The organism is Sphingomonas sp., assembly GCF_030145815.1.
Classification (GTDB): Bacteria; Pseudomonadota; Alphaproteobacteria; order Sphingomonadales; family Sphingomonadaceae; genus Sphingomonas.
The window spans coordinates 22607-44607 of sequence record NZ_JAIXHL010000014.1 but is presented as its reverse complement, the minus strand read 5'-3'; the positions used below and the strand labels follow the sequence as shown (position 1 = coordinate 44607).

The 22001-nt window shown below is 65.9% G+C and carries 26 protein-coding genes; 17 read left to right on the top strand and 9 right to left on the bottom strand.

The features are described from left to right. Nucleotides 1–21: 21 nt before the first annotated feature. Both KYX69_RS13685 and hemE read right to left on the bottom strand, forming a co-directional pair. Nucleotides 22–477 (bottom strand): CopD family protein, encoded by a 456-nt coding sequence (locus KYX69_RS13685; protein ID WP_300498272.1) that lies wholly within the window; start codon nt 475–477, stop codon nt 22–24. Then, the gene (hemE, locus tag KYX69_RS13680) at nt 474–1505 is read right to left on the bottom strand and encodes a uroporphyrinogen decarboxylase (protein WP_300498270.1); all 1032 of its coding nucleotides are present in this window, start codon (nt 1503–1505) and stop codon (nt 474–476) included. The genes KYX69_RS13685 and hemE overlap by 4 nt, the downstream gene beginning before the upstream one ends. A 321-nt stretch (nt 1506–1826) precedes the next feature. On the opposite strand from hemE, the gene KYX69_RS13675 reads away from it, so the two are divergent. From KYX69_RS13675 to KYX69_RS13625, 11 genes are all read left to right on the top strand, one after another. Then, complete coding sequence (locus tag KYX69_RS13675; RefSeq protein WP_300498269.1) at nt 1827–2648, top strand: pyruvate, water dikinase regulatory protein; 822 nt, start codon at nt 1827–1829, stop codon at nt 2646–2648. Continuing rightward, entirely contained in the window at nt 2645–3232 is a 588-nt protein-coding gene (locus tag KYX69_RS13670; RefSeq protein WP_300498267.1) for a nucleoside triphosphate pyrophosphatase, read from the top strand. Before KYX69_RS13675 ends, KYX69_RS13670 begins: the two co-directional genes overlap by 4 nt. Continuing rightward, the gene (gene aroE / locus KYX69_RS13665; RefSeq protein WP_300498266.1) at nt 3229–4041 is read left to right on the top strand and encodes a shikimate dehydrogenase; all 813 of its coding nucleotides are present in this window, start codon (nt 3229–3231) and stop codon (nt 4039–4041) included. The genes KYX69_RS13670 and aroE overlap by 4 nt, the downstream gene beginning before the upstream one ends. Continuing rightward, nucleotides 4038–4634, top strand: coding sequence for a dephospho-CoA kinase (coaE, locus tag KYX69_RS13660; protein ID WP_300498265.1), 597 nt, complete (start codon nt 4038–4040; stop codon nt 4632–4634). Before aroE ends, coaE begins: the two co-directional genes overlap by 4 nt. A gap of 7 nt (nt 4635–4641) precedes the next feature. Continuing rightward, nucleotides 4642–5334: a DNA polymerase III subunit epsilon gene (gene dnaQ, locus KYX69_RS13655; protein WP_300498264.1), complete on the top strand. Its 693-nt coding sequence runs from the start codon at nt 4642–4644 to the stop codon at nt 5332–5334. Nucleotides 5335–5385: 51 nt separating this feature from the next. Beyond that, nucleotides 5386–5961, top strand: coding sequence for a ribosome-associated translation inhibitor RaiA (raiA, locus tag KYX69_RS13650; protein ID WP_300498263.1), 576 nt, complete (start codon nt 5386–5388; stop codon nt 5959–5961). Nucleotides 5962–5969: 8 nt separating this feature from the next. After that, on the top strand, nt 5970–6440 hold the full coding sequence (locus KYX69_RS13645) for a PTS sugar transporter subunit IIA (protein WP_300498261.1): 471 nt from the start codon (nt 5970–5972) through the stop codon (nt 6438–6440). Then, nucleotides 6430–6900 carry a PaaI family thioesterase gene (locus tag KYX69_RS13640; RefSeq protein WP_300498416.1) on the top strand — a complete coding sequence of 157 codons (471 nt, stop codon included), beginning with the start codon at nt 6430–6432 and terminating at the stop codon, nt 6898–6900. Before KYX69_RS13645 ends, KYX69_RS13640 begins: the two co-directional genes overlap by 11 nt. Then, a complete protein-coding gene (locus KYX69_RS13635) occupies nt 6897–7238 on the top strand; it encodes a DUF1491 family protein (protein ID WP_300498259.1) in 342 nt (113 codons plus the stop codon). The genes KYX69_RS13640 and KYX69_RS13635 overlap by 4 nt, the downstream gene beginning before the upstream one ends. 162 nt (nt 7239–7400) lie before the next feature. Continuing rightward, nucleotides 7401–8036, top strand: coding sequence for a cell wall hydrolase (locus KYX69_RS13630; RefSeq protein ID WP_300498257.1), 636 nt, complete (start codon nt 7401–7403; stop codon nt 8034–8036). 51 nt (nt 8037–8087) lie between these two features. Next, nucleotides 8088–8591: an MmcB family DNA repair protein gene (locus tag KYX69_RS13625; protein WP_300498256.1), complete on the top strand. Its 504-nt coding sequence runs from the start codon at nt 8088–8090 to the stop codon at nt 8589–8591. On the opposite strand, the gene KYX69_RS13620 is transcribed toward KYX69_RS13625, so the two are convergent. Next, nucleotides 8588–9184: an ankyrin repeat domain-containing protein gene (locus tag KYX69_RS13620; protein WP_300498254.1), complete on the bottom strand. Its 597-nt coding sequence runs from the start codon at nt 9182–9184 to the stop codon at nt 8588–8590. The genes KYX69_RS13625 and KYX69_RS13620 overlap by 4 nt on opposite strands. A 74-nt stretch (nt 9185–9258) precedes the next feature. Here KYX69_RS13620 and KYX69_RS13615 point away from each other — a divergent pair, with 74 nt between their 5' ends. Genes KYX69_RS13615 through KYX69_RS13605 form a run of 3 tightly spaced genes read left to right on the top strand, consistent with a single transcriptional unit; the run spans nt 9259 to nt 10948 of the window. Then, complete coding sequence (locus KYX69_RS13615) at nt 9259–9852, top strand: SCO family protein (RefSeq protein WP_300498252.1); 594 nt, start codon at nt 9259–9261, stop codon at nt 9850–9852. Continuing rightward, nucleotides 9849–10277: a YcgN family cysteine cluster protein gene (locus tag KYX69_RS13610; RefSeq protein ID WP_300498414.1), complete on the top strand. Its 429-nt coding sequence runs from the start codon at nt 9849–9851 to the stop codon at nt 10275–10277. Before KYX69_RS13615 ends, KYX69_RS13610 begins: the two co-directional genes overlap by 4 nt. Beyond that, nucleotides 10274–10948: a M48 family metallopeptidase gene (locus KYX69_RS13605; RefSeq protein WP_300498250.1), complete on the top strand. Its 675-nt coding sequence runs from the start codon at nt 10274–10276 to the stop codon at nt 10946–10948. The genes KYX69_RS13610 and KYX69_RS13605 overlap by 4 nt, the downstream gene beginning before the upstream one ends. On the opposite strand, the gene KYX69_RS13600 is transcribed toward KYX69_RS13605, so the two are convergent. The 3 genes from KYX69_RS13600 to KYX69_RS13590 form a co-directional block, all read right to left on the bottom strand. Next, a complete protein-coding gene (locus tag KYX69_RS13600) occupies nt 10924–13011 on the bottom strand; it encodes a transglycosylase domain-containing protein (RefSeq protein WP_300498248.1) in 2088 nt (695 codons plus the stop codon). The genes KYX69_RS13605 and KYX69_RS13600 overlap by 25 nt on opposite strands. Nucleotides 13012–13078: 67 nt before the next feature. After that, nucleotides 13079–13489 carry a peptide-methionine (R)-S-oxide reductase MsrB gene (msrB, locus tag KYX69_RS13595; protein WP_300498247.1) on the bottom strand — a complete coding sequence of 137 codons (411 nt, stop codon included), beginning with the start codon at nt 13487–13489 and terminating at the stop codon, nt 13079–13081. A gap of 32 nt (nt 13490–13521) precedes the next feature. Further along, entirely contained in the window at nt 13522–14145 is a 624-nt protein-coding gene (locus KYX69_RS13590; protein ID WP_300498245.1) for a methyltransferase domain-containing protein, read from the bottom strand. Nucleotides 14146–14277: 132 nt separating this feature from the next. On the opposite strand from KYX69_RS13590, the gene KYX69_RS13585 reads away from it, so the two are divergent. Both KYX69_RS13585 and KYX69_RS13580 read left to right on the top strand, forming a co-directional pair. Beyond that, complete coding sequence (locus tag KYX69_RS13585) at nt 14278–14601, top strand: antibiotic biosynthesis monooxygenase (RefSeq protein ID WP_300498243.1); 324 nt, start codon at nt 14278–14280, stop codon at nt 14599–14601. Next, nucleotides 14598–15914, top strand: a complete 1317-nt coding sequence (locus tag KYX69_RS13580) for an MFS transporter (RefSeq protein WP_300498241.1) — start codon at nt 14598–14600, stop codon at nt 15912–15914. Before KYX69_RS13585 ends, KYX69_RS13580 begins: the two co-directional genes overlap by 4 nt. Here KYX69_RS13580 and KYX69_RS13575 read toward each other — a convergent pair. Next, nucleotides 15865–18159, bottom strand: a complete 2295-nt coding sequence (locus KYX69_RS13575; protein ID WP_300498240.1) for a CDC48 family AAA ATPase — start codon at nt 18157–18159, stop codon at nt 15865–15867. The genes KYX69_RS13580 and KYX69_RS13575 overlap by 50 nt on opposite strands. 329 nt (nt 18160–18488) lie before the next feature. On the opposite strand from KYX69_RS13575, the gene KYX69_RS13570 reads away from it, so the two are divergent. Next, complete coding sequence (locus KYX69_RS13570; RefSeq protein ID WP_300498238.1) at nt 18489–19379, top strand: LysR substrate-binding domain-containing protein; 891 nt, start codon at nt 18489–18491, stop codon at nt 19377–19379. On the opposite strand, the gene KYX69_RS13565 is transcribed toward KYX69_RS13570, so the two are convergent. Both KYX69_RS13565 and KYX69_RS13560 read right to left on the bottom strand, forming a co-directional pair. Then, the gene (locus KYX69_RS13565) at nt 19376–19645 is read right to left on the bottom strand and encodes a hypothetical protein (RefSeq protein ID WP_300498236.1); all 270 of its coding nucleotides are present in this window, start codon (nt 19643–19645) and stop codon (nt 19376–19378) included. The two genes, KYX69_RS13570 and KYX69_RS13565, sit on opposite strands and share 4 nt — an antisense overlap. Then, complete coding sequence (locus KYX69_RS13560; RefSeq protein ID WP_300498234.1) at nt 19642–21948, bottom strand: DNA translocase FtsK; 2307 nt, start codon at nt 21946–21948, stop codon at nt 19642–19644. Before KYX69_RS13560 ends, KYX69_RS13565 begins: the two co-directional genes overlap by 4 nt. Nucleotides 21949–22001 lie beyond the last annotated feature (53 nt).

The window sequence follows — 22001 nt, the reverse complement described above, 5'->3', positions numbered from 1 at the left end:
GGCCGGGTTCAAGTCAAGCGATCAGAACGGACGCACCACCGCGAGGATCACGATCAGTGCGACGAAGATCGCCGGGATTTCGTTGGCCATGCGCAGCTGTTTGGAGGTCAGCGACCCCTGCCCCGCCGCGAGCTTCTTCGAATAGGCGATCGCCCATCCGTGATAGCCGGATAGCAGCACGACCAGCAGCAGCTTCGCATGGAGCCAGCCGAGGCCCGCACCGCCCTCGAACAGCCCGAGATTGATCGCGAGCGCAAGCCCCAGCACCCAGACGATCACCAGCGAGGGGGTGAGGATCACGCGGCGCAATCTGGCTTCGCGTTCGGCCCATGCTTTCGCCTGCACCGGGTCGCCAAGCGCCTCCTGATGATGGACGAGATAGCGTGGCAGGATGAACAGGCCGGCCATCCAGAAGATCACGAAGATGACGTGCGCGGCCTTCACCCACAGCCAGGCGAAGCTCAGAAATCCGGTCATGCTGGTGCTGTCCCCCGAACGATCGCGATCAGCTGTTCGACATGGCCGATCGGCGTGTCCTGTTGAATGCCGTGGCCCAGATTGAAGATATGGGGGCGGTCGCGCAGGGCATCAACCACGCGGGTTGCCGCTGCCTTGAGCTCCTCCCCGCCCGCGATCAGCGCGAGCGGGTCGAGATTGCCCTGAACCGGCATGCCGGCGGGGAGCTCCCGGTGCGCCCAAGCGGGATCGACGGTTTCGTCGAGGCCGATCGCGTCTACGCCAGTCTCCCGGGCATAGGCGGCGAGCTTGCCGCCGGCGCCCTTCGGGAAACCGATAATTTTCGCATTCGGGCAACGTGAGCGCAGCCCGGCGACGATTGCGGCATTGGGAGCGATCACCCAGCGTTCGAATTGCGCAGGGCTGAGCGATCCGGCCCAGCTGTCGAACAGCTGCACCGCCTCCCCCCCCGCTTCGATCTGCTTGGCGAGATAGTCGATGGTCATCGCGACGATGGCATCGATGATCGCCTGAAACGCCGCCGGGTCGGTATAGGCCATGCGGCGCGTCTCGCTCTGGTCGCGGCTCCCCTGCCCCGCGACCATGTACGTCGCGTTGGTCCAGGGACTTCCTGCAAAGCCCAGAAACGTCACGTCAGGCGGCAACGCAGCGGCGACACGGGTGACGGTGCCATAGACCGGGTCGAGCCGCTGTGGGGCAGCTGTAAGGCTTTCCAGCGCGGTATCGACCAGCTTGGGGGCAAGGCGCGGTCCCTCCCCGGCTTCGAACCACAGGTCCTGGCCGAGCGCGTGCGGAACGACGAGGATGTCGGAGAACAGGATGGCGCCATCGAAGCCGAAGCGGCGGATCGGCTGGAGCGTGACTTCGGCCGCGGCGTCGCTGTCGTTGACCAACTCGAGAAACCCGCCCTTCTCGGCGCGGAGTGCGCGATATTCGGGGAGATAGCGACCCGCCTGACGCATCAGCCACATCGGCGGGGCATCGACGCGTTCCCCTGACAGCACTCGGAGCAGTTTTTTCGCAGTCACAGGGTCGCCCGTCTCTCAACAAAAATAAGAAGAAGAATCTTAGAAAGATGTAGTTGTGTGTTGGTGCGTGGATGCTGGGGCTTAAGCGTTCGTCCCCATTCTGCCAACAGATTGACGGCGCGGAGTCCCGCGATTCCGCCGCGATTCGATTCAACCGTCCACATTATCCACAGGCTGTGGAGCGGATCGCGTCGCTGTGGGCGCGGTTGTGGACGAATGACCCGGAGCGTGGACAGAGTCCCCCGCTTGGCGGGTCCGGCGCGTTGCGCTAGCGATTTCCCCCATGTTTTCCACAGAACTGTCCAGACAGGCGATTTTCAGGTGAAACTGCACCTGCATCTGCTCTCCGATTCCACCGGCGAGACGCTGGAGAATATCGCAAAGGCGGCGCTCGCGCAGTTCGACGATGTCGAGGTGCTGCGCCATTTCTGGCCGATGGTGCGTAGCGAGACGCATCTCGAGCGGATCCTGGCGGAGATCGCGCAGAATCCAGGGCTGGTGATCTTCACGCTGGTGAACCCGGAGATCCGCCGTCAGCTCGAGACGCGGTGCCGCGCGATCGGGCTGCCCGCCGTGGCGCCGCTCGATCCGGTCAATCATGCGCTGTCCAATCTGCTGGGACAGGAGATGAAGGCGCGGCCGGGGCGGCAGCATATGCTCGACGCTGCCTATTTCGCGCGCGTCGATGCGATCCAGTTCACCATCGCGCATGACGATGGCGTCAATTGGGAGAATTGGGAGGAGGCGGACATCGTGCTCGCCGGGGTGTCGCGCACGTCGAAGACGCCGACATCGATCTACCTCGCCAATCGCGGGTTCAAGGTCGCCAATATCCCGATCGTGCCGCAATCGCCGCCACCCGAACTGCTGTTTTCGCTGAAAAATCCGATGGTCGTCGGTCTGACCACCAGTCCCGAGCGACTGATCCAGGTACGGCGCAACCGCCTGCTCGCACTCAACCAGCAGGACGAGACCAGCTATGTCGAGCAGGAGGCGGTGCAGAAGGAGGTCGCCTATGCCCGGCGCATGTTCGCCGACAATGGCTGGCCGGTCATCGATGTGACGCGGCGGTCGATCGAGGAAACGGCAGCAGCGATCATCACCATGGCGAATGAGCGGGTGACCGCGGGAGGCCGCGCATGATCGTGCTGGCATCAACCAGTGCGTCGCGGCGCGCGATGCTGACGGCGGCGGGTGTGGCGCATGAGGCGCTGCCGGCATTGGTCGACGAGGATGCGGTCAAAGCCGCGATGGGCGAAGTTGCGCCGCGCGACTTGGCCGATGCGCTCGCGGAGATGAAGGCGCTCAAGGTCAGTCAGCGGGTGCCGGGCACGCTGGTGCTCGGTGGGGACTCGGTCGTAGCGATCGAGGACGGGACGTTGCTCGACAAGCCGGTCGACCGCGCGGATGCCGAGAAGCACCTTCGGATGCTGTCGGGCAAGCGCCATGACCTCTACAGCGCGGCGGTAGTTGCCGAGAATGGCCGCGCCGTGTGGCGGCATGTCGACCGGGCGCGATTATGGGTACGGCCGATGTCGGACGCCTTCATCGCGGAGTATCTCGACGCCGAATGGCCGGCGATTTCAGGCTGTGTCGGTTGCTACCGGGTCGAGGGGCCGGGGGTGCAGCTGTTCAGCCGGATAGAGGGCAGCCATTATACGATCCTGGGGATGCCGTTGCTCAACATCCTCGATTATCTGCGGACCAGAGGCCAGTTGACGTCATGACCACTCCCTTTGCCGAAGTCATCGGCGATCCCATCGCGCAATCCAAGTCGCCGCTGATCCACAAGTTCTGGCTCTCTAAACTTGGGATTCCGGGCGATTATCGCGCTTTCCACGTCCCGCCGGACGAGCTGGTAGATTACATAGCCGGTGCTTGCGCTGATGCTGACTGGCGCGGTTGCAATGTCACGCTGCCCCACAAGATCGCCGTGATGGATCTTGTTGATGATCCGGGTGGGGTCCGTGACACGATCGGTGCGATGAACACGATTTTGCGGCAGCCGGATGGGAGCGTGATCGGGACCAATACCGACGCCGCGGGCTTCTACGCTCCGATTGCCGAGTTCGATCTGGAGGGTGCGCCGGTCGCGGTGGTGGGTGCGGGCGGTGCGGCGCGCGCGATCCTGTTCGCGCTGGCACGGGCGGGGGTCGGGCATGTCACGATCCTCAACCGGTCCCCGTTGAAGGCGATGGGGCTTCTCGCGACGTTCGGGCTCAAGGGCGATGTGGTAGCACTCGATGCGCCGCTGCCTCCGGTGGCGTTGCTGGTCAATGCCAGCGCGTTAGGGATGCTCGGCCAGCCACCGCTCGACCTCGACCTGTCGAACCTGCCTGAAGACGCGCTGGTCTATGACGCGGTCTATGCGCCGCTCGAGACCGGGTTGCTGGCGGCGGCACGGGCGCGCGGGCTGGAGACGGTTGACGGGCTGGAAATGCTGATCGGCCAGGCGGCGCTGGCGTTCGAGCTGTTCTTCGGCAAGGCGGCGCCGCGCGAGCATGATGCGGAGTTGCGGGCGCTGCTACTGAAATGAGCCTCGTCCTTGGCCTCACCGGTTCGATCGGGATGGGCAAGTCGACCGTCGCGGCGATGTTTGCCGAGGCGGGGGTGCCGGTGTTCGACGCCGATGCGGAGGTACACCGGCTGCAGGGGCCGGGCGGCGCGCTAGTCGCGGCGATCGAGGCCGAGTTTCCGGATACGACGACCGAATTGGGGGTGGATCGCACGCTCCTCGGCGAGGCGGTGTTCGGCAATCCGGAGGCATTCAAGCGGCTGGAGGGGATCGTCCACCCCGCCGTCGCCCATGCCCGCAATGAATTTCTCAAGGCCAATGCCGACAAGCCGCTGGTGTTGCTCGACGTGCCGTTGCTGTTCGAGGCCGGTGGGTGGCGGCAGGTGGACAAGATCGTCGTCGTGTCGGCTCCGGCAGAGGTCCAACGCGCGCGGGTGCTGGCGCGGCCGGGCATGACGGTCGAGCGGTTCGAGTCGATCCTGGCGCGGCAGATGCCCGATGCGGAGAAGCGCGCGCGGGCGGATTTCGTGATCGATACCGGCACGACGAAAGAGGCGACGCGCGCCGAAGTTGCGGCGGTCATCGCTTGCCTCACGGGCCAAACGGGCGGATAAGCAGGGCATGCGCGAAATCGTGTTCGACACCGAAACAACCGGCCTGAGCTACAGTGCCGGGCACCGGCTGGTGGAGATTGGCTGTGTCGAGCTGATCAACCGCGTACCGACCGGGCGACATTTCCACCGTTACGTGAACCCCGACCGCGACATGCCGGTCGAGGCGTTCGCGGTGCATGGCCTTTCGGAGGCGTTCCTGGCCGACAAGCCGCGCTTTCACGAGATTTGCGACGAGCTGATCGAGTTTCTGGGCGATTGTCCGCTGATCGCGCACAATGCGATGTTCGACCTTGGCTTCATGAACGGTGAGCTGAAGGCGTGCGGCCGCGCGATGTTACCGGTCGACCGCATCGTCGACACGCTCCAGATCGCGCGCGCCAAACATCCCGGGGCCAAGCATACGCTCGACGCGCTGTGCGTGCGCTATGGCGTCGACCTGTCGGCGCGCGAGCTGCACGGCGCGCTGCTCGACGCGCAATTGCTGGCGCAGGTGTTCATCGAACTGACCGGCGGGCGGCAGATCGCGCTGGGGCTGGCGGTGGGTGAAACTACCGGGCCCGACCGGATCACCGTCGCTTCGACTAAGAGCAATATACGCCCGGCGCGCATTTTTACGCCGAGCGCAGAGGAACTGGCGCGCCATTCGGCGTTTATGGCCGGGTTCGAGGACCCTGTCTGGGGAGTTCCGGCGTCCGGTTGACGCTGTCGCCCCCCATTCCTAGGTGCTCCTCTTGTTTAGACGGAGGACGATATGGATATCCGCGTTTCTGGTCATCAGGTAGACACGGGCGAAGCACTGCGCCAGCACGTGGACGACCGGCTGCAGGGTATCGCCGAAAAGTATTTCGCCCGTGCCATCTCGGCGCAGGTGACGTTCGGCAAGGGTCCGCACGACCATGGCTTTACCTGCGACATCGTGGCGCACGTGATGCAGGGGCTGGTGCTCAAGGGGTCGCATTCGGCCCCGTCCGAGGCGCATCTTGCGTTCGACGGCGCCGCCGACAAGATCGAGAAGCAGCTGCGCCGCTACATGCGCCGCCTGAAGGACCGCAATAACGGTCAGCAGCAGGCGATGATGGCCGATTTCGACGCTGGCTATACCGTGTTCCAGGTGGAGGAGACCGAAGAGGTCGCCGATGCGCCGGCGATCATCGCGGAAACCCGCGTCGACGTGCCGGACGCCAGCGTGTCCGATGCGGTGATGATGCTCGACCTGCGCAACACCAATGCGCTGCTGTTCAAGAATACGGGAACGGGCGCCTACAACATGGTCTATCGCCGCACCGACGGCACGATCGGCTGGGTCGAACCCAACCGGGCGGCCTGATCCACCTGATGCTTGATCTGACGGATCTGGTGACGCCCGAGGCGGTGGTCTCGGGCGTGACGGCGGGCAGCACGAAGAAGCTCTTCGCGCTGCTCGCCGACGTCGCGGCGCGGGTCTATGGCCTGGACGCCGCGACCGTCGCCACCGCACTTGCCGCGCGCGAAAAGCTTGGCACCACTGGATTTGGTGGCGGAATCGCGATCCCGCACGGGCGGATCGAGGGACTGGATGCCGTGCGCGGGGTGATGGTGCGGCTCGACAGGCCGATGGATTTCGGGGCGGTCGATGACAGTCCGGTCGATCTGGTGTTCATGCTGTTGTCCCCGGTCAATGCCGGGGCGGATCATCTGAAGGCGCTGGCGCGCGTTTCGCGGCGGCTGCGCGACCGTGGCTTTACCGCCAAGTTGCGCGGGGCGGGGTCGGCCGACGCGATCTACGCCCTGCTCGCCGGGACCGAAGCGCGTGACGCTGCCGCCTGACGCCACTCCGGCGTTCGGCGCGGCGGCGCATCACCGTGCGCTCGAATCGCTCTATGCCGCCGCGCCGATCAATCAGCTGTTCGACTCGCGACTGGAGATTGCCCAAGCTGGGGTCGCGCGGATCCACTTCACCATCGACCAGCGCCATTTCCATGCCGGCGGCGCGGCGCATGGGACGAGCTATTTCAAGATGCTCGACGACGCGGCGTTCTACGCGGCCAACAGCCTGGTGACCGACCGGTTCCTGCTGACCACGGCGTTCAACCTGCTCTTCACCAAGCCGCTGGGGCCGGGACCCGTTACCGCCGAGGGACGCTGGGTCAGCGGGCAGCGGCGCGTGTTCGTGGCCGAAGCGCGGCTGATCGATGCCACGGGCGAAGAGGCGGCGCGCGGGACCGGCACCTTCATGAAATCGCGGATCGCGCTGGCCGGGCTGCCCGGTTATCGCGTCGCGCCGTGACGCCGCGGCTGGCGAGCGGGCTGGTCGTCAACGCGCTGGTCCGCCGCGTCAATGCCGAGGGTGGCAGCGCCATGGTGCTGGCCAAGGGCCATGCCGAGGCGGGCGCGATCCTGATCCTGGCGCTGGAACGGGGAGAGAATCCGCGCTTTTTCGAGCGGGGGATTGGGCCGGATGGGCAGTCGGCACTGCTGCCGAGCGGACCATCGACGTTCGAAGATCCGGGCGCGGTCGCCGATTACTGGCAGCGGCGGCGTAGTCGCGATCCAGATCTGTGGGTGGTCGAACTGGATATCGCAGCGGCAGAACGGTTCGCCGCTGAAACGATTATCGGTGGTTGACGCACCGCAACAATGTCGGCAGGGGCGCGCGACGATTTAATAGCGTTGTGCCGTCGGGGTCAGAGGCCGGTGGTTACGCAGTCGGGGGGCAAGCCCGATCGGTCCGTGCATTCGCACCTTGAGAGACACGATCGCGCACCAACCGCATAGTATCGAAGTTGAATGTCTTTTTCGTTCCGGGCTGCGATTATCGCGGCCACGACCCTCACCTTTGCCGCGGGCATTGGTGCAACGGCCCCGGGTGTTGCCGGAGAGGCCGAAAAGACCCCGGTTCAGGCGATCAACGAAGCTGCGGCTGAACAGGTTCCCACGATGGGCGAATCGCTCGCTGCGCTCGACGCCGACGACGCCGCCATCACCGAAGACTCCGAATCCGACTCCGCCACCTATGCGACGCTGGCCGCTGCGGTCGCGGCGCAGGACGCGATTGCAGACGATGCCGGGCACAACTGTCTGGCGATCGGCGTCTATTATGAATCCAAGGGCGAGCCGCTCGAAGGCCAGCTCGCGGTCGCCGAAGTGATCCTCAACCGCGCCAAGTCCGGCCGCTTCCCCGCATCGGTGTGCGGCGTGCTGACCCAGCGCGGGCAATTCTCGTTCGTGCGCAACGGCCGTCTGCCGCAGCCGCCGGCGAGCGCCCGCGCGTGGAAGACCGCGCTCGCCGTGGCGCAGGTCGCGCGCGACGATGCGTGGGACAGCCGCGTGTCGAATGCGCTGTTCTTTCACGCCCGCTATGTCTCGCCCGGCTGGCGCCGGGCGCGCGTGGGTAGCGTCGGCAACCACATCTTCTATCGTTGAGACGTGGCGGACGGGTTTTCGTTCGTTCGTCAAATGTTCTAAGGGCCGGGGATGGTTTCGAACCCCTCCCCGGCCATTTCCGTTGCCGACTCCGATCCGCTGATCGCCGCCGATGTCACGCGCGGCGTGTGCCGGATGTTGCTGCGCCACGAAACGGTGGCGATGGCGGAGGTACCGCTGGGCGATGGCCGCCGGGCTGACCTGATGGCGCTCAATGTCCGCGGCGAGATCGTGATCGTGGAGGTCAAGGTCTCGCGCGCGGACCTGATTGGCGATGGCAAGTGGACCGATTATCTCGCGCATTGCGACCGCTATTTCTGGGCGGTGCCGCAGGGGTTCGACCTGTCCCCGCTGGAACGCCCCGATTTCCTGCCCGAACGTGCCGGGATTATCGTCGCCGACCGCTATGACGCGGCGATCGTGCGTGAGGCGCGGACCGTGCCGCTGGCGAGCGCGACGCGGCGCAAATGCACGCTCGCCTTTGCCCGCCGCGCAGCGCGGCGGGTGATCACGTTGACCGATCCCGATGCCGACGGGCTGGGTTGGGGCGGTTAGAAACTGGGGCCGGAAACGGCGCGCTTCTGGACCTTGGGGGCGTTCTTGAGCGCTTCGGCGATGGCGGGCGCGCGGCCGTCGCGGGCGGCATAGTCGCGCGCGCTGAGCCCGGCGAGGCGGTCGACCATGTCGGGATCGGCGCCGTTGGACAGCAGCAGCTGGACGAGCTCGCCGTCGCGGCGCTGCACGGCGCGCATCAGCGGGGTTTCGCCGCCATTATTGGCGAGGTTGACGTTACCCTTGCGCGTGATCAGCTCGCGCACCCCGTCGGTCCAGGCCGCCTCGACCGCCAGCAGCAGTGCGGTGTTGCCCGCCCCGTCCTGCAGATTCACATTGCCGCCGCGCGCCAGGACGAAGCGCAGATAGGTCATGTCGCGCCGTTTGGTGACGATGTGGATCGCGGCTTCGCCCTTGTCGTCCTTGGCATTGACGATGGTCTGGCCCGGGGCGTTGAGATATTCGGTGACCTTGTTGCCGTCCTGCTCGCGCACGGCTTTGAGGAAGTTGTAGCTTTCGGAAAAGCGCTGGGCGCCGGCCGGAAGCGCTACGCACAGCAGCGCCGCGGCGAATACGAGCCGGGACGGAACGGTCAACATGGTCGGAATACACCCCTGAACAACTGCAAGCCTTGCCTAAGCCCCCCTATCAGATCATGGGTCGCCTTGTCATGAACAGGATATTTTTCTTCGCCCTGCCCGCCCTTCTGACCCTCGCCGCCTGTGGGGGCGGTGCGCCACAGCCCAAGTCGCTGGCCGATGCGCCGCTCGCAGGGGCCTCTATCGGCGGGCCGTTCACGCTGGTGAATGGCGACGGCAAGACTGTCACCGAGAAGGATTTTGCGGGCAAATACCGCATCATGTATTTCGGCTACACCTTCTGCCCCGATGTGTGCCCGGTCGATGTGCAGAATATCGGCGGCGCGATGAAGCGGTTGGACCAGCAGAATCCGCAGCTGGCGGCGAAGATCGTCCCCGTGTTCGTGTCGATCGATCCGGCGCGCGACACGCCCGCCGTGGTCAAGGAATTCACCGCGGCGTTCCACCCGCGCATGGTCGGGCTGACCGGCAGCGCGGCACAGGTCGATGCGGCGGCCAAGGTCTATCGCGTCCCCTATGCCAAGCGCGAGACGCCGACCGGATATCTGATGGACCATGGTCGTCAGGCCTATCTGATGGGCCCGAATGGCGAGCCGATCGCATTGTTGCCGCAGGAGCAGAGCCCCGAGGCGATCGTCGCGGAAATCACGCGGTGGATCGGCTGACCCCGTTCTGGGAATTGCCGCTCGCCCGGCTCGACCGCGCGCAGTGGGAGGCGCTGTGCGACGGCTGCGGCAAATGCTGTCTGCACAAGGTCGAGGATGCCGATAGCGGCGCTATCTATGCCACCAATGTCGCGTGCCGCTTGCTCGACCGCGATCAGGGGCAGTGCAGCGATTATCGTCACCGCCACGCCTATGTCGCCGAATGTGTTCGGCTGAACGCGGGCAATGTCGACGAGATCGCGTGGCTGCCGGTGACCTGCGCCTATCGCCTGCGCGCGGCGGGCGAGCCGCTGCCCGACTGGCATTATCTGATCTCGGGCAGCCGCGAGAGCGTGCATGAGGCGGGCGAATCGACCCGTGGCTGGACGATTTCGGAGGATATGGCGGGCGACCTCGAACATCATATGGTCGACCGCATCCTGTGAGCCATGAGATCCAGATCGTCCGCCATCCACGCGCGCGGACGATGCGGCTGTCGGTCGATTCTGCGACCGGGGCGGTGCGGCTGACGATCCCGCCGCGTGCCCCGGCCGGGCCGGCTTTGCGCTGGGCTGAGGGGCAGCAGGAATGGATTGCGCGCGCGCTGGCCAACCGCGCCGCGCCGACACCGTTCGAACCGGGCGCGACGATCCTGTATCTGGGCGAAGAGGTCGGCCTTGGCTGGGACAGCGGCTTTCCGCGCACACCGCTGCTCGACGACGGCCAGATCATCGCGGGTGGACCGCGTGAGGGATTCGAGCGGCGGATCGAGCTGTGGTTGCGCAAGCGCGCGCTGGAGACGCTGAGCGCGGAGACGGCTGACTATGCCGCGCTGTCGGGCGTCAAGGTCAGCAAGGTCGCAATCGGCGATCCCAAGGGGCGCTGGGGCAGCTGTGCGTCATCGGGCGTGATCCGCTATAACTGGCGGCTGATCCTCGCCCCGCCGGCGGTGCGGCGGGCGACGGTGGCGCATGAAGTGGCGCATCGCACGCATATGAACCACAGCCCGGCATTTCATGCGCTGGTTCGCACCCTTTATGGGCGCGATCCGAAGCCGGAACGCGCATGGCTCCGTGCCAACGCGATGCGGCTTCACTCGTTCGGGCGGTCGTCCTGAGGCGCGCGTAGCGGCTCGCGCTGCGGCTGTTGCTGCTGCGGCGCGCGGTCGGCAGGTTCGCGGCGCGGCGCGGGTTGCTGGTCGCGCGGAGCGTCACGCCCGGTCATGCGGTCGAGCCAGTCCTGACTGATCCCGCCTTCGTCACCCGGTGCGGGCTCACCCTCGATCGCTTCCTCATCGCGGGCGACCGGGTTACCGTCCTGATCGACGAACACGCCATTATCCGCCTCGCCCCACGCCTCTTGATCGGGCTCGAGCTGCCATTCGGGCAGGGTCACTTCGGTGTCGAAATTTTCGACCGGGCGGCTGGCGACTGCAACACGCATGAAATTGGCGAAGGCGCGTGCGGGCGCTGTGCCGCCCTGCAGTCCGCCGACGCGCTTGGCATCGTCGCGGCCCATCCACACGCCGGTGGTGAGGCCGGAAGAAAAGCCGAGGAACCAGCCATCCTTGTTCGATGTGGTCGTGCCGGTCTTGCCCGCGACCGGGCGGCCGATCTGGGCCGCGCGCCCGGTGCCGGTGTTGACCGCGGTCTGGAGCAGGTCGGTCATCTGCGCCGCGACATAGGGGGCGACCAGCACGCGTGAGGTATCGACCTCATGCTGATAGATGACGGCGCCATTCGCGGTAACGCGGGTGATGGCATAGGGGGTCACTGCCACGCCCTTTTGCCCGACCGAGGCGAAGGCGCGGGTCATGTCGATCAGGCGGACGTTGGAGGTGCCGAGCACCATCGCCGGCTGGGTATTGATCGGCGTGGTGATACCAAAGCGCCGCGCCATGTCGGCGACGGTGCCGAAGCCGGTTTCCTGCCCCAGCTTCGCCGCGACGGTGTTGATCGAATAGGCAAAGGCCGAGCGCAGCGTCATTTCACCGCTGAATCGGCCGCTATTGTTGCGCGGGGACCAGCCATCGATCGTGACGGGCTCGTCGACCACCCGGTCCTCGACCTTGTGGCCCCCCTCCAGCGCGGCGAGATAGACGAACAGCTTGAACGCCGAGCCCGGCTGGCGCGTCGCCTGGGTCGCACGGTTGTAGATTGATGAGACGTAATCGCGCCCGCCGACCATCGCGCGCACTGCGCCGTCGCGGTCGAGGCTGACCAAGGCGCCCTGCGCGCCCTTGGGCGTGTTTGCCTGGATCGCCTGGGTCGCGGCGTTCTGCATCTTGAGGTCGATCGTCGTCCACACGTCGAGCGGGGCGACGGTTTCGTCGATCAGCACTTCGAGCTGGGGCAGTGCCCAATCGGTGAAATAGCGCACGCTGTTCTGCTTGGGCGCGGCGGCGAGCTTGACCTGGGCGGGGCTGGCGGCGGCGGCCTCGGCGGCGGTCAGCGCGCCGGTTTCGACCATCACGTCGAGCACGACGCTGGCGCGGCCCACGGCGGCCTGCGCGTCGGCGGTGGGCGAATAGCGCGAGGGTGCTTTGACGAGCCCCGCAATCACCGCCGCTTCGGACAGCGTCAGATTGGTTGCCGGATGGCCGAAAAAGGTGCGTGAGGCAGCATCGATGCCATAGGCGCCGCCGCCGAAATACACCTTGTTCAAATAGAGTTCGAGGATCTGGTCCTTGGTAAACTTGCGTTCCAGCGCGAGGGCGAGGATCATCTCGCGAAATTTGCGCCCGACATCGTACTTGTTCGACAGGAAGATGGTGCGCGCGACCTGTTGTGTGATCGTCGACGCGCCCTGCAGCCGACGGCCGGTGCCGCGATTGTCGATTGCGAATTTGGTGATGCGCATCAGCGCAACCGGATCGACGCCCCAGTGCGATCGGAAGCGGCGATCCTCGATTGCGACCATCGCGTCGCGCATCGGCTCGGGGATCTTGTCGTATTCGATCCACTCGCCATAGCTTGGCCCGAGCGATACGATCACCGTGCCGTCGGCGGCATGGACGCGAATCATCTGGCCATTGGGGGAGGATTTTAGATCCTCGTAACTCGGCAACGACGCCTTTGCCGTATAGACCGCGATCAGCAGCGCGATGAACGCGGCGAGCGCCGTCAACGCAATGCCGCCACCCACCCAGAGGAGGATGCGACGCGCCTTGGGCGAGAGCATTGGTTTACGGATGGCCATGGGACGCTGTGTGACGATTTACGGGTGAACCGGTGCTGTCACAAGCGAATCATTCGTCGTTGGATGCCGCTCTTGGCCGGAATTCGAGCGCGACCGAATTGATGCAGTAGCGCAGGCCGGTGGGCGGCGGTCCGTCGGGGAAGACATGGCCCTGATGCCCGTCGCAGCGCGCGCACCGCACCTCGACCCGGGTCATGCCGTGGCTGGTGTCGCGATGTTCGCTGATATGATCGGGCGCGATCGGCCGGGTGAAGCTGGGCCAGCCCGACCCCGAATCATATTTGTCGTCGCTGTCGAACAGCTCCAGATGGCACCCCGCGCAGCGGTAGGTCCCGTCCGCCGTGTTATCCGACAACGCGCCAGAAAAGGCGCGCTCGGTCCCGGCTTCGCGGAGCACATGATATTGTTGCGGAGTAAGACGCTGACGCCACTCCGACTCTGACAGGTTGAGCTGATCCATGCCCCGGAATGTGGGACGCGCCTCTGCTGGCGTCAATCCGCCGGCGCATCCTTCCACGCCCACCACAATTGCGCCGGGGGCACGTTCCACCATTCCATCGCATGGTCGATGCGCGGGAAATGGGGGGTCAGGAAATTGCGGACATTGGGATTGAACTGATAGACCAGGAACTGGCCGCCGGTGCGCAGCACCTGATGCGTCGCTGCCGCAATCTCCTCCCCCACGCCGGGCGGAAGGGTCGAGAAGGGCAGGCCCGACAGGACATAATCTGCGTGCTCCGCGCCATGGTCGGCGACGATTGTGTTCACGTCAGCGGCCGAGCCGTGGATCGCCGAAAAGCGCGGGTCGACGATGGTGCGGCGCAGATAGGCGACGAAGTCGGCATTGGTGTCGATCGCGATATATTTCGCGTCGGGGCCAAGCCGGTCGAGGATCGCGCGGCAGAAGGTGCCGACGCCCGGGCCATATTCGACAAAGACCTTGCAGTTATCCCAGTCGACCGGGCCGAGCATCTTGCGGATCAGCTTGCCCGAGGACGGGATGATCGATCCGACCATCACCGGATGCTTGAAAAAACCCTGAAGAAACAAAGCCTGCGGCGACAGCGGGCGCGAAGCCTTGCGCTTCGCGCGGGCGATCGTGGTCGAACCGGTCATCAAACATCCTCAAGTCGGTGTCGCGCATCTGTAGGACAGTTGCCACCGTCCTGTCATCATCGACATAGCGCATTAACGTTGATCCTGCCGCAGCGGTTGCGCCACGGCGGGAAACGTTTCATCCTGAAACTCATGGACCATCCGCGCACAGGGCAGATCGCCGTGATCTTTGTCTCGCAGCGGACCGGCGTGGATGCCGCTGGCTATGCCGCGGCTGCAACGGCGATGGATGCGCTCGCCGCGACGCAGCCGGGCTATGCCGGGGTGGACAGTGTCCGCGATGCGCAGGGCCTGGGCATCACGATCAGCTACTGGACCGACGAAGCAAGCGCCGTGGCATGGCGCGACCATCCCGAGCATGCGCGCATCCGCGATCTGGGTCGGGCGCGCTGGTACGACTGGTATTCGCTGGACGTGACGCGGGTCGAGCGGAGCTATGGCTGGAGGCGTGGATGAGCGAGACGCGGTTCGACCGGACCTTTGCGATCCTGTTCGCCGTCATGTTCGTGATCGCTGCGGGCAACACCGCGCTGCAATCGGTGCTGCCTGCGCTCGGTCGCTCGCTGGGTGTGCCCGACAGCGCCGTGGCGGCGGCGTTTTCGGTTTCGGCGTTGCTATGGACGATGGTCGCGCCCTTCTGGGCCAACCGGTCGGACCGCTATGGGCGGCGCAAGATGGTGTTGCTGGGGCAGATCGGGTTGACCGCGTCGCTGTTCTTCTGCGGCCTGTTCCTTGCCGCCGGGATCAATGGCTGGATCGCGCCGGTCACCGCATTCGCCTTCTTCGTCGCTGCGCGCATGCTCTATGGCGGATTCGGATCGGCTGCACCCCCGGCGATCCAGGCGATCGTCGCATCGCGCACCAGCCGGGAGGAGCGGACCAAAGCGCTGACCCTGCTAGGCTCGGCGTTCGGGCTTGGGACCATCCTTGGCCCGGCGATCGCGCCCTATCTGGTACTGGGCGATCTGTGGCGAGGCGGGCCAACGATCGGGCTGGCGGGGCCGGCGCTGATCTTCAGCATCCTCGCGCTGGCGATGCTGTTCGCGGTCGCCCGGCTGTTGCCGCGCGATGTCGACGATCCGGTCAGCCATGGCGCGGCGGCGAGCTACCCGTCGATCGGCGGACAGGCGAGCGGGGCGAGCGTAACCGCCGCGACCGCCGACAAGATCGAACCGATCGGCTTCCTCGACCCGCGGGTGCGCGCATGGATGATCTGTGGCCTGATCCTCGGCCATGCGCAGGCGATGGCGGGGCAGGTGATCGGGTTCCTGATCATCGACAGGCTGGGCGTGCCGCCGCTGGAGGCGATCGAGGCGACGGGTCTGGTGCTGATGATGGGCGCTGGCTCGGCTTTGCTGGTGCAATGGGGGATTATCCCGCTGCTTGGGCTGAACCCGCGCCAGCTGATGCTGATCGGATTGAGTTTGAGCGCGGTCGGGTGCCTGGCGACCGGGACGGCGACCTCGCTGTACGGCATTGCGACGGCCTATGCGCTGACAACGATGGGCTTCGGCTTCTCGCGCCCCGGTTTCACGGCGGGATCGTCGCTGGCGGTGCCGCAGGGGGCGCAGGGGTCGGTGGCGGGGAAGGTCACGTCGATCAACGGCGCGGCGTTCATCCTGGGCCCGTCGATCGGCGTCGCACTCTATGGGGGATGGCGGCCGCTCCCCTATCTGGTCGCGGCCGCCGCCCTGGCAGTGCTGGTCGTCTATGGCTGGTTCAGTCTTCGGACGAGCGAGTCCGCCCCTGAAGCATCCCCGGAGCGATAAAGCCGATCGGGTTCAGCGCGACCGCGTCCTGCTTCATCTTCGAGACGATCTGTTCGTACTCGCGTTCCATTTCCGGCGTGACGGTGGCGCGCGAATCGGCGAGCGCCGTCTCGAAATGCGCCATCGTCACCTGTGTAGCCGGTGGACGTTCGCGTAGCGCGGCAAGGCCAGCGCGCCGGGCGACGTCCTCCAGATCCGCGCCGGTAAAGCGCTCCGCCCGCGCCGCGATCGACGCAAGGTCGACATCGTCGGCAAGCGGCATCTTCTGCGTCTGGATCTTGAGGATGCGCTCGCGCCCTGGGGCATCGGGCACGCCGACATAGATCAGCTCGTCGAGTCGGCCCGGACGCATCAGCGCGGGGTCGATCAGGTTCGGCCGGTTGGTCGCACCGATCACCACGACCGACTGCAGCTCCTCCAGCCCGTCCATCTCGGCGAGGATGGTGTTGACCACCCGCTCGGTCACCTGTGGCTCGCCCATCCCCGACCCGCGTGCGGGGACGAGGCTGTCGAGCTCATCGATGAAGATGACGCAGGGCGCGACCTGGCGGGCGCGGGCGAATAGCCGGGCGATCTGCTGCTCGCTCTCGCCATACCATTTGGACAGGAGGTCACTCGACTTGGTGGCGATGAAATTCGCCTCCGCTTCGCGCGCCACCGCCTTTGCGAGCAACGTCTTACCGGTGCCGGGCGGGCCGTAGAGCAGGAAGCCCTTGGCCGGGCGGATGCCGAGGCGGCGGAACGCGTCGGGATCGCGCATCGGCAGCTCGACGCCTTCCTTGAGGCGCATCTGCGCATCGTCGAGGCCGCCGACATCCTCCCATTTGATGTTCGGCTTTTGCACCATCACCTCGCGCATCGCGCTCGGCTGGACGCGCTTCAATGCCTCAACGAAATCCTCGCGCGTGACGGCGAGGGTTTCGAGGACATCTGCGGGCACGGTTTTTTCGCTGAGGTTGAGGCGCGGCATGATCCGCCGCACCGCCTCGATCGCCGCCTCCCGGGCGAGCGCGGCAATATCCGCCCCGACAAAGCCGAAGGTGGTGCGGGCGAGCTCGTCGAGATCGACGCGCTCCTCGATCGGCATGCCGCGCGTGTGGATGCCGAGGATCTCGCGCCGTCCGCGCTCGTCGGGGACGCCGACGATGATCTCGCGGTCGAAGCGGCCGGGGCGGCGCAGCGCTTCGTCGATCGCCTCGGGCCGGTTAGTCGCAGCGATCACGACGATGTTGGCGCGCGCCTCCAGCCCGTCCATCAGCGTCAGCAGCTGGGCGACGAGGCGCTTCTCGGCCTCGCCCGACACCTGGCCGCGCTTGGGCGCGATCGAATCGATCTCGTCGATGAATACGATCGATGGGGCGTTCTTCGAGGCTTCCTCGAACACGTCGCGCAGCCGCTTTTCCGATTCGCCATAGGCCGATCCCATGATCTCGGGACCGTTGATCAGGAAGAATTGCGCGTCGGATTCGTTGGCGACCGCGCGGGCAAGCCGCGTCTTGCCGGTGCCGGGCGGCCCATGGAGCAGCACGCCCTTGGGCGGATCGACGCCCAGACGCTGAAACAGTTCGGGGTAGCGCAGCGGCAGTTCGACCATCTCGCGCAACTGGTCGATCGTCGCGGCCATGCCGCCGATATCGTCATAGGTTACGTCGGCGCGGCGCAGCTCGCGGGCTTCCTCGAACTCGTTGCGCAGCTCGATCTCGGTCTCGGCGTCGATATGGACGATGCCGCGCGGGACGGCCGAGACGACGGTCAGGCGAATCTCCTGCAGCGCATAAGCGGGCGCGCGTAGGTGCTGGAGCACATTGGGCGGCATGTCCGACACGCGCTGCTGCCCAACGGTGGAAATCGTGTCCCCCTGGCAGAGCGGGCGACCGAGAAAGGTGCGGCGCAGCGCGTCGCCGGAACCCTCGAGGCGCAGGTCGCGGCGCGCGGGGGCGAAGACGACGCGAGTCGCTGGGCGCGACTCGGCCTTGCGCACCTCGACGAAATCGCCCGAACCGACGCCGGCATTGGCGCGCTGAAGCCCGTCGATGCGCAGCAGCTCCAGCCCTTCATCCTCGGGATAGGGGTAGACGGCGCGCGCGGGGGTGGTGCGCTTGCCGATAATTTCGACCACGTCGCCCTGTTGCAGGCCGAGCGCGTCCATCATCGCGCGCGGCAGATGCGCGATGCCGCGACCACTGTCCTCGGGTCGTGAATTGGCGACCTGCAGCTTGCGCGTGTCTGATTCGGTATCGGCCATCGGCTCTCCTTTCGCCCGTCGGGGGGTGACGCGCAGATAGGCAGCCGGTTCCATCTCGCCTAGGTTGCGGGTCGTTCCGCAGGCGATTCGGGCAAAAAAATGGGCCGGTCCGAAGACCAGCCCTTTGAAAGGTTTAGGAGAGGATGCCTGAAAGGCACGTCCTATGTGCAGTGCGGCGAGTTTTTGTGCAAGTGCGAAGAGCGTTCGTTGCGATTGCAGATTCTGCAATCTGTAACATTCGCGGATTACTGCCGATGACAAAGGTGTCATCCGCCGGGCATCCAGGGGAATGAGTTGCAATATGCTACGCTGCACCACAGAAATATAAAATGCGCAGGCTGCCGCCCCTCACCGCCATCGAGGCGTTTGTCCAGGTCGCACGGCTGGGATCGGTCAAGGCCGCGTCGGAGGAACTGGCGCTGTCCTCGCCCGCGCTGAGCCGTCGCGTTCAGGCGCTCGAGCGATTCATCGGCAAACAATTGTTCGAGCGGCGACATCAGGCGATGAAGCTGAATGCGGAGGGCGAGCGGTTGCTCGGTCTGATCGCGCCGGCGCTCGATACGATGAGCGACGCGATCGAGAGCATGAACAGCGGGACCGAGGTGCTGCGGTTGCGGCTGGGCACGCCGTCGCTGTTCGCGAGCCAGCGGCTGCTGCCCTATCTTACCTCGTTGCGTGCGGTGCATCCGCAGCTCCACCTCGATATCGATACCGGCGGACATGGCATGTCGCGGCTGGGCGACGGGCTGGACGCGGCGATCGTGCTGGCGCGCGATATCGAGCCGACTCTGTATGGCCGCCGCCTCGACCGCAACCGAATCCGCCCGGTGGCGGCGCGGCGGCTGGCGCATGGGCCCGAAGCGATCGGGCGGCCGGAGGAGCTGGCCGGCTATTCGATCCTGGCGCATCGCGACATGGCCGACAGTTTCGAGATCTGGCGCGCGGCTTTGGGCCTGCCCGATCTGGAGCCGGTGTCGATCGACCTGTTCGATTCGGGATCGCTGCTGCTGGAGGCGGCGGCGCAGGGGGTGGGAATCGCCTTCATGCTCGATTCGCACCGCATCGATCCCGATGATCCGCGCATTGGAACGCTGTTCGGCGAGCCGAGCGTGAAGAGCCCGTACAGCTACTGGTTCGTCTGCCGCCCCCGCGCGCTGGAGCAGCGGCCGGTGAAGCTGTTCCATGACTGGCTGATCGGGTTGTTTGATATCGAGAGTTAGCGCGATTCTCGCTTATCCAAGCGACGAGAGACGGCTAGGCCCAAGGCCGCCAAAGACAAGGTCACGGCTAACCCTGCTAAGCGATCTTCAAGCGAGAAATCGCTTCGGAACACTAGGAAAAGCAGATTGATAGAGGCGGGCAGCCCGACCGCCATCCAGATGCGGCTTCGGTGATACTCGCTGCGAGACAGGCCGCCCCAAATAATCGGCCCCAATATAATCATATTGAAGGCCGCACCGCTGATGACTGTGAAATCAACGTTCACAACGGTCGCCCGTCCTGATCCATCAGCACCTCGCGCCGGCCGACATGGTCGGGGCGCGAGACGAGGCCGTCCTTTTCCATCCGTTCGACCAAGCGCGCCGCGCTGTTGTAACCGACGCGCAGCTGGCGTTGCAGCCATGACGTCGATGCCTTCTGGCTCTCCGCGACCAGCTGCGCCGCGCGGCGGTAGAGTTGTTCTTCTGGCGAATCCTCGCCGGTCGGGGCGCCGTCGAGGGCGAATTCGCCGCCCTCCGGCTCTTCGGTGACGGCGGAGATATAGTCGGGCGCGCCCTGCGCGCGCCAGTGATCGGCGACTGCCATCACTTCCTCATCCGACACGAACGGGCCGTGGACGCGGGCGATCTGCTTGCCGCCGGGCATGTAGAGCATGTCGCCCTTGCCGAGCAGCTGTTCGGCACCCTGTTCGCCCAGGATCGTGCGCGAATCGATCTTCGACGTGACGTGGAAGCTGATTCGGGTGGGCAAGTTCGCCTTGATGACGCCGGTGATGACATCGACCGACGGGCGCTGCGTTGCCATGATCAGGTGGATGCCCGCCGCACGTGCCTTTTGTGCCAAACGCTGGATCAGGAATTCGACTTCCTTGCCCGCGGTCATCATCAGATCGGCGAGCTCGTCGACGATGATCACGATCTGCGGCAGCGGATTGAGGTCGAGCGTTTCTTCCTCATAGAGCGGCTTGCGCGTTTCGGGGTCGTAGCCGACCTGTACCTTGCGGCCGAGCTTCTGCCCCTTGGCCAGCGCCTGGCGCACCTTGTCGTTAAAGCTGCCCAAGGATCGGACATTGACCGACGCCATCATGCGATAGCGTTCCTCCATCTGCTCGACTGCCCATTTGAGCGCGCGCACCGCCTTGGGCGGGTCGGTAACCACGTCCGCCAGCAGATGCGGGATATCCTTGTACATGCTGAGTTCCAGCATCTTGGGATCGATCATGATCATGCGGCACTGATCCGGGGTGAGCCGGTAGAGCAGCGACAGGATCATGCAGTTGAGCCCGACCGACTTGCCCGACCCGGTGGTGCCGGCGACGAGCAGGTGGGGCATCGGCGCAAGATCGGCGATGACCGGATCGCCCGCTATATTCTTGCCCAGCACGATCGGGAGCTGCGCGCCCAGATCCTCGAACGTCTCGCTGCCGATCAGTTCGTGGAGCGACACGGTTTCGCGCTTCACATTGGGCAGTTCGATGCCGATCACGCTTCGGCCGGGGATCGTCGCGACGCGCGCGGAAACGGCGGACATGTTGCGCGCGATATCGTCGGCGAGCTGGACGACGCGGCTCGCCTTGATGCCCGATGCGGGTTCGAGTTCGTACATCGTCACCACCGGGCCGGGGCGGACTTCGACGATCTGGCCCTTCACATGGAAGTCGTCGAGCACCGATTCGAGCAGGCGGGCGTTGCGCTCCAGCGCCGCCTTGTCGATCGCGGCGGTTCCGCTCTTGGTCGGCTCCTTGAGCAGTTTGAGCGGGGGAAGCTGATAGGTCCCCTTGAAGTCCAGCGTCGCCTGAACCGGCTTGGCCTTGGGCGGCTGGGGTGCGGGGGTGCGGTCGGCGATGACCGGGCCGGGGCGTTCGTCGGGCAGCGCGAGCTTGCGCGGCCGCGGGGCGGCGGGGGTGAAGACGTCGTCGGCATCGTCGACATCGGTGTCGAACGGCAGCGCGCCGACCGCCTCACGCTGCGGCTTGCGCGGCAGGCGGATATGCTGGCGGAAGTCGAACTGCACGCTGCGCGCCCACAGGATCACGCCGCCGATGCCAAGGACCAGCCCGACCGCGCGGGTGCCCCACAAGGCGACCGTCGCGTCTCCGCTTAGGCCGAGCAGCCCGCGCACTGCGCTGACCACCGCAAGGCCGAACAGCCCGCCCCATCCGCCGGGCAGCTCCATCACCGCGACACTGGAGATCGACGCGAGCGCCGCGCCCATGAGCGCAATGCCGCCGAGCGCGCCGAACAGCATGCGCCGCCAGTTCCCAGCCCCCTCGCCGCGCCACAACCGCAGGCCTATGATGATCCCGACCGGAGCGAGCAGCACGATGGGCAGGCCGCCGATCGCGAGCAACAGGTCGGCGAGCCACGCGCCCGGCTCACCCAGCAGGTTGCGCGCCGGGCCGCCAGCGGCGGTGTTGAGCGAGGGATCCTCGCCATTGTAGGTCCCGATCGCGAGCACCCCGGCCAGCGTCAGCGCGAACAGCGCGATCGCGCCGATCAGCGCGCCGCTCCGTCGTGCCCCTGCCCGCATCGTGTCACGCCACAGCATCGGCTGCGCCCGGCTCGCCATCATTCCCACCCGTGTTCGATAATCGTTCCAATCATCCCCCTTGTGGACTCTGG

Bases quoted from the DNA above. Each gene is read 5' to 3' on its own strand.
- KYX69_RS13645 (WP_300498261.1), top strand. From the start codon at position 5,970: ATGCTTGATCTGACGGATCTGGTGACGCCCGAGGCGGTGGTCTCGGGC.
- KYX69_RS13670 (WP_300498267.1), top strand. From the start codon at position 2,645: ATGATCGTGCTGGCATCAACCAGTGCGTCGCGGCGCGCGATGCTGACG.
- KYX69_RS13685 (WP_300498272.1), bottom strand. From the start codon at position 477: ATGACCGGATTTCTGAGCTTCGCCTGGCTGTGGGTGAAGGCCGCGCAC.
- dnaQ (WP_300498264.1), top strand. From the start codon at position 4,642: ATGCGCGAAATCGTGTTCGACACCGAAACAACCGGCCTGAGCTACAGT.
- msrB (WP_300498247.1), bottom strand. From the start codon at position 13,489: ATGGATCAGCTCAACCTGTCAGAGTCGGAGTGGCGTCAGCGTCTTACT.
- coaE (WP_300498265.1), top strand. From the start codon at position 4,038: ATGAGCCTCGTCCTTGGCCTCACCGGTTCGATCGGGATGGGCAAGTCG.
- KYX69_RS13630 (WP_300498257.1), top strand. From the start codon at position 7,401: ATGTCTTTTTCGTTCCGGGCTGCGATTATCGCGGCCACGACCCTCACC.
- KYX69_RS13625 (WP_300498256.1), top strand. From the start codon at position 8,088: ATGGTTTCGAACCCCTCCCCGGCCATTTCCGTTGCCGACTCCGATCCG.
- KYX69_RS13580 (WP_300498241.1), top strand. From the start codon at position 14,598: ATGAGCGAGACGCGGTTCGACCGGACCTTTGCGATCCTGTTCGCCGTC.
- KYX69_RS13570 (WP_300498238.1), top strand. From the start codon at position 18,489: ATGCGCAGGCTGCCGCCCCTCACCGCCATCGAGGCGTTTGTCCAGGTC.
- KYX69_RS13600 (WP_300498248.1), bottom strand. From the start codon at position 13,011: ATGCTCTCGCCCAAGGCGCGTCGCATCCTCCTCTGGGTGGGTGGCGGC.
- KYX69_RS13560 (WP_300498234.1), bottom strand. From the start codon at position 21,948: ATGGCGAGCCGGGCGCAGCCGATGCTGTGGCGTGACACGATGCGGGCA.
- KYX69_RS13615 (WP_300498252.1), top strand. From the start codon at position 9,259: ATGAACAGGATATTTTTCTTCGCCCTGCCCGCCCTTCTGACCCTCGCC.
- KYX69_RS13575 (WP_300498240.1), bottom strand. From the start codon at position 18,159: ATGGCCGATACCGAATCAGACACGCGCAAGCTGCAGGTCGCCAATTCA.
- KYX69_RS13590 (WP_300498245.1), bottom strand. From the start codon at position 14,145: ATGACCGGTTCGACCACGATCGCCCGCGCGAAGCGCAAGGCTTCGCGC.
- KYX69_RS13585 (WP_300498243.1), top strand. From the start codon at position 14,278: ATGGACCATCCGCGCACAGGGCAGATCGCCGTGATCTTTGTCTCGCAG.
- raiA (WP_300498263.1), top strand. From the start codon at position 5,386: ATGGATATCCGCGTTTCTGGTCATCAGGTAGACACGGGCGAAGCACTG.
- aroE (WP_300498266.1), top strand. From the start codon at position 3,229: ATGACCACTCCCTTTGCCGAAGTCATCGGCGATCCCATCGCGCAATCC.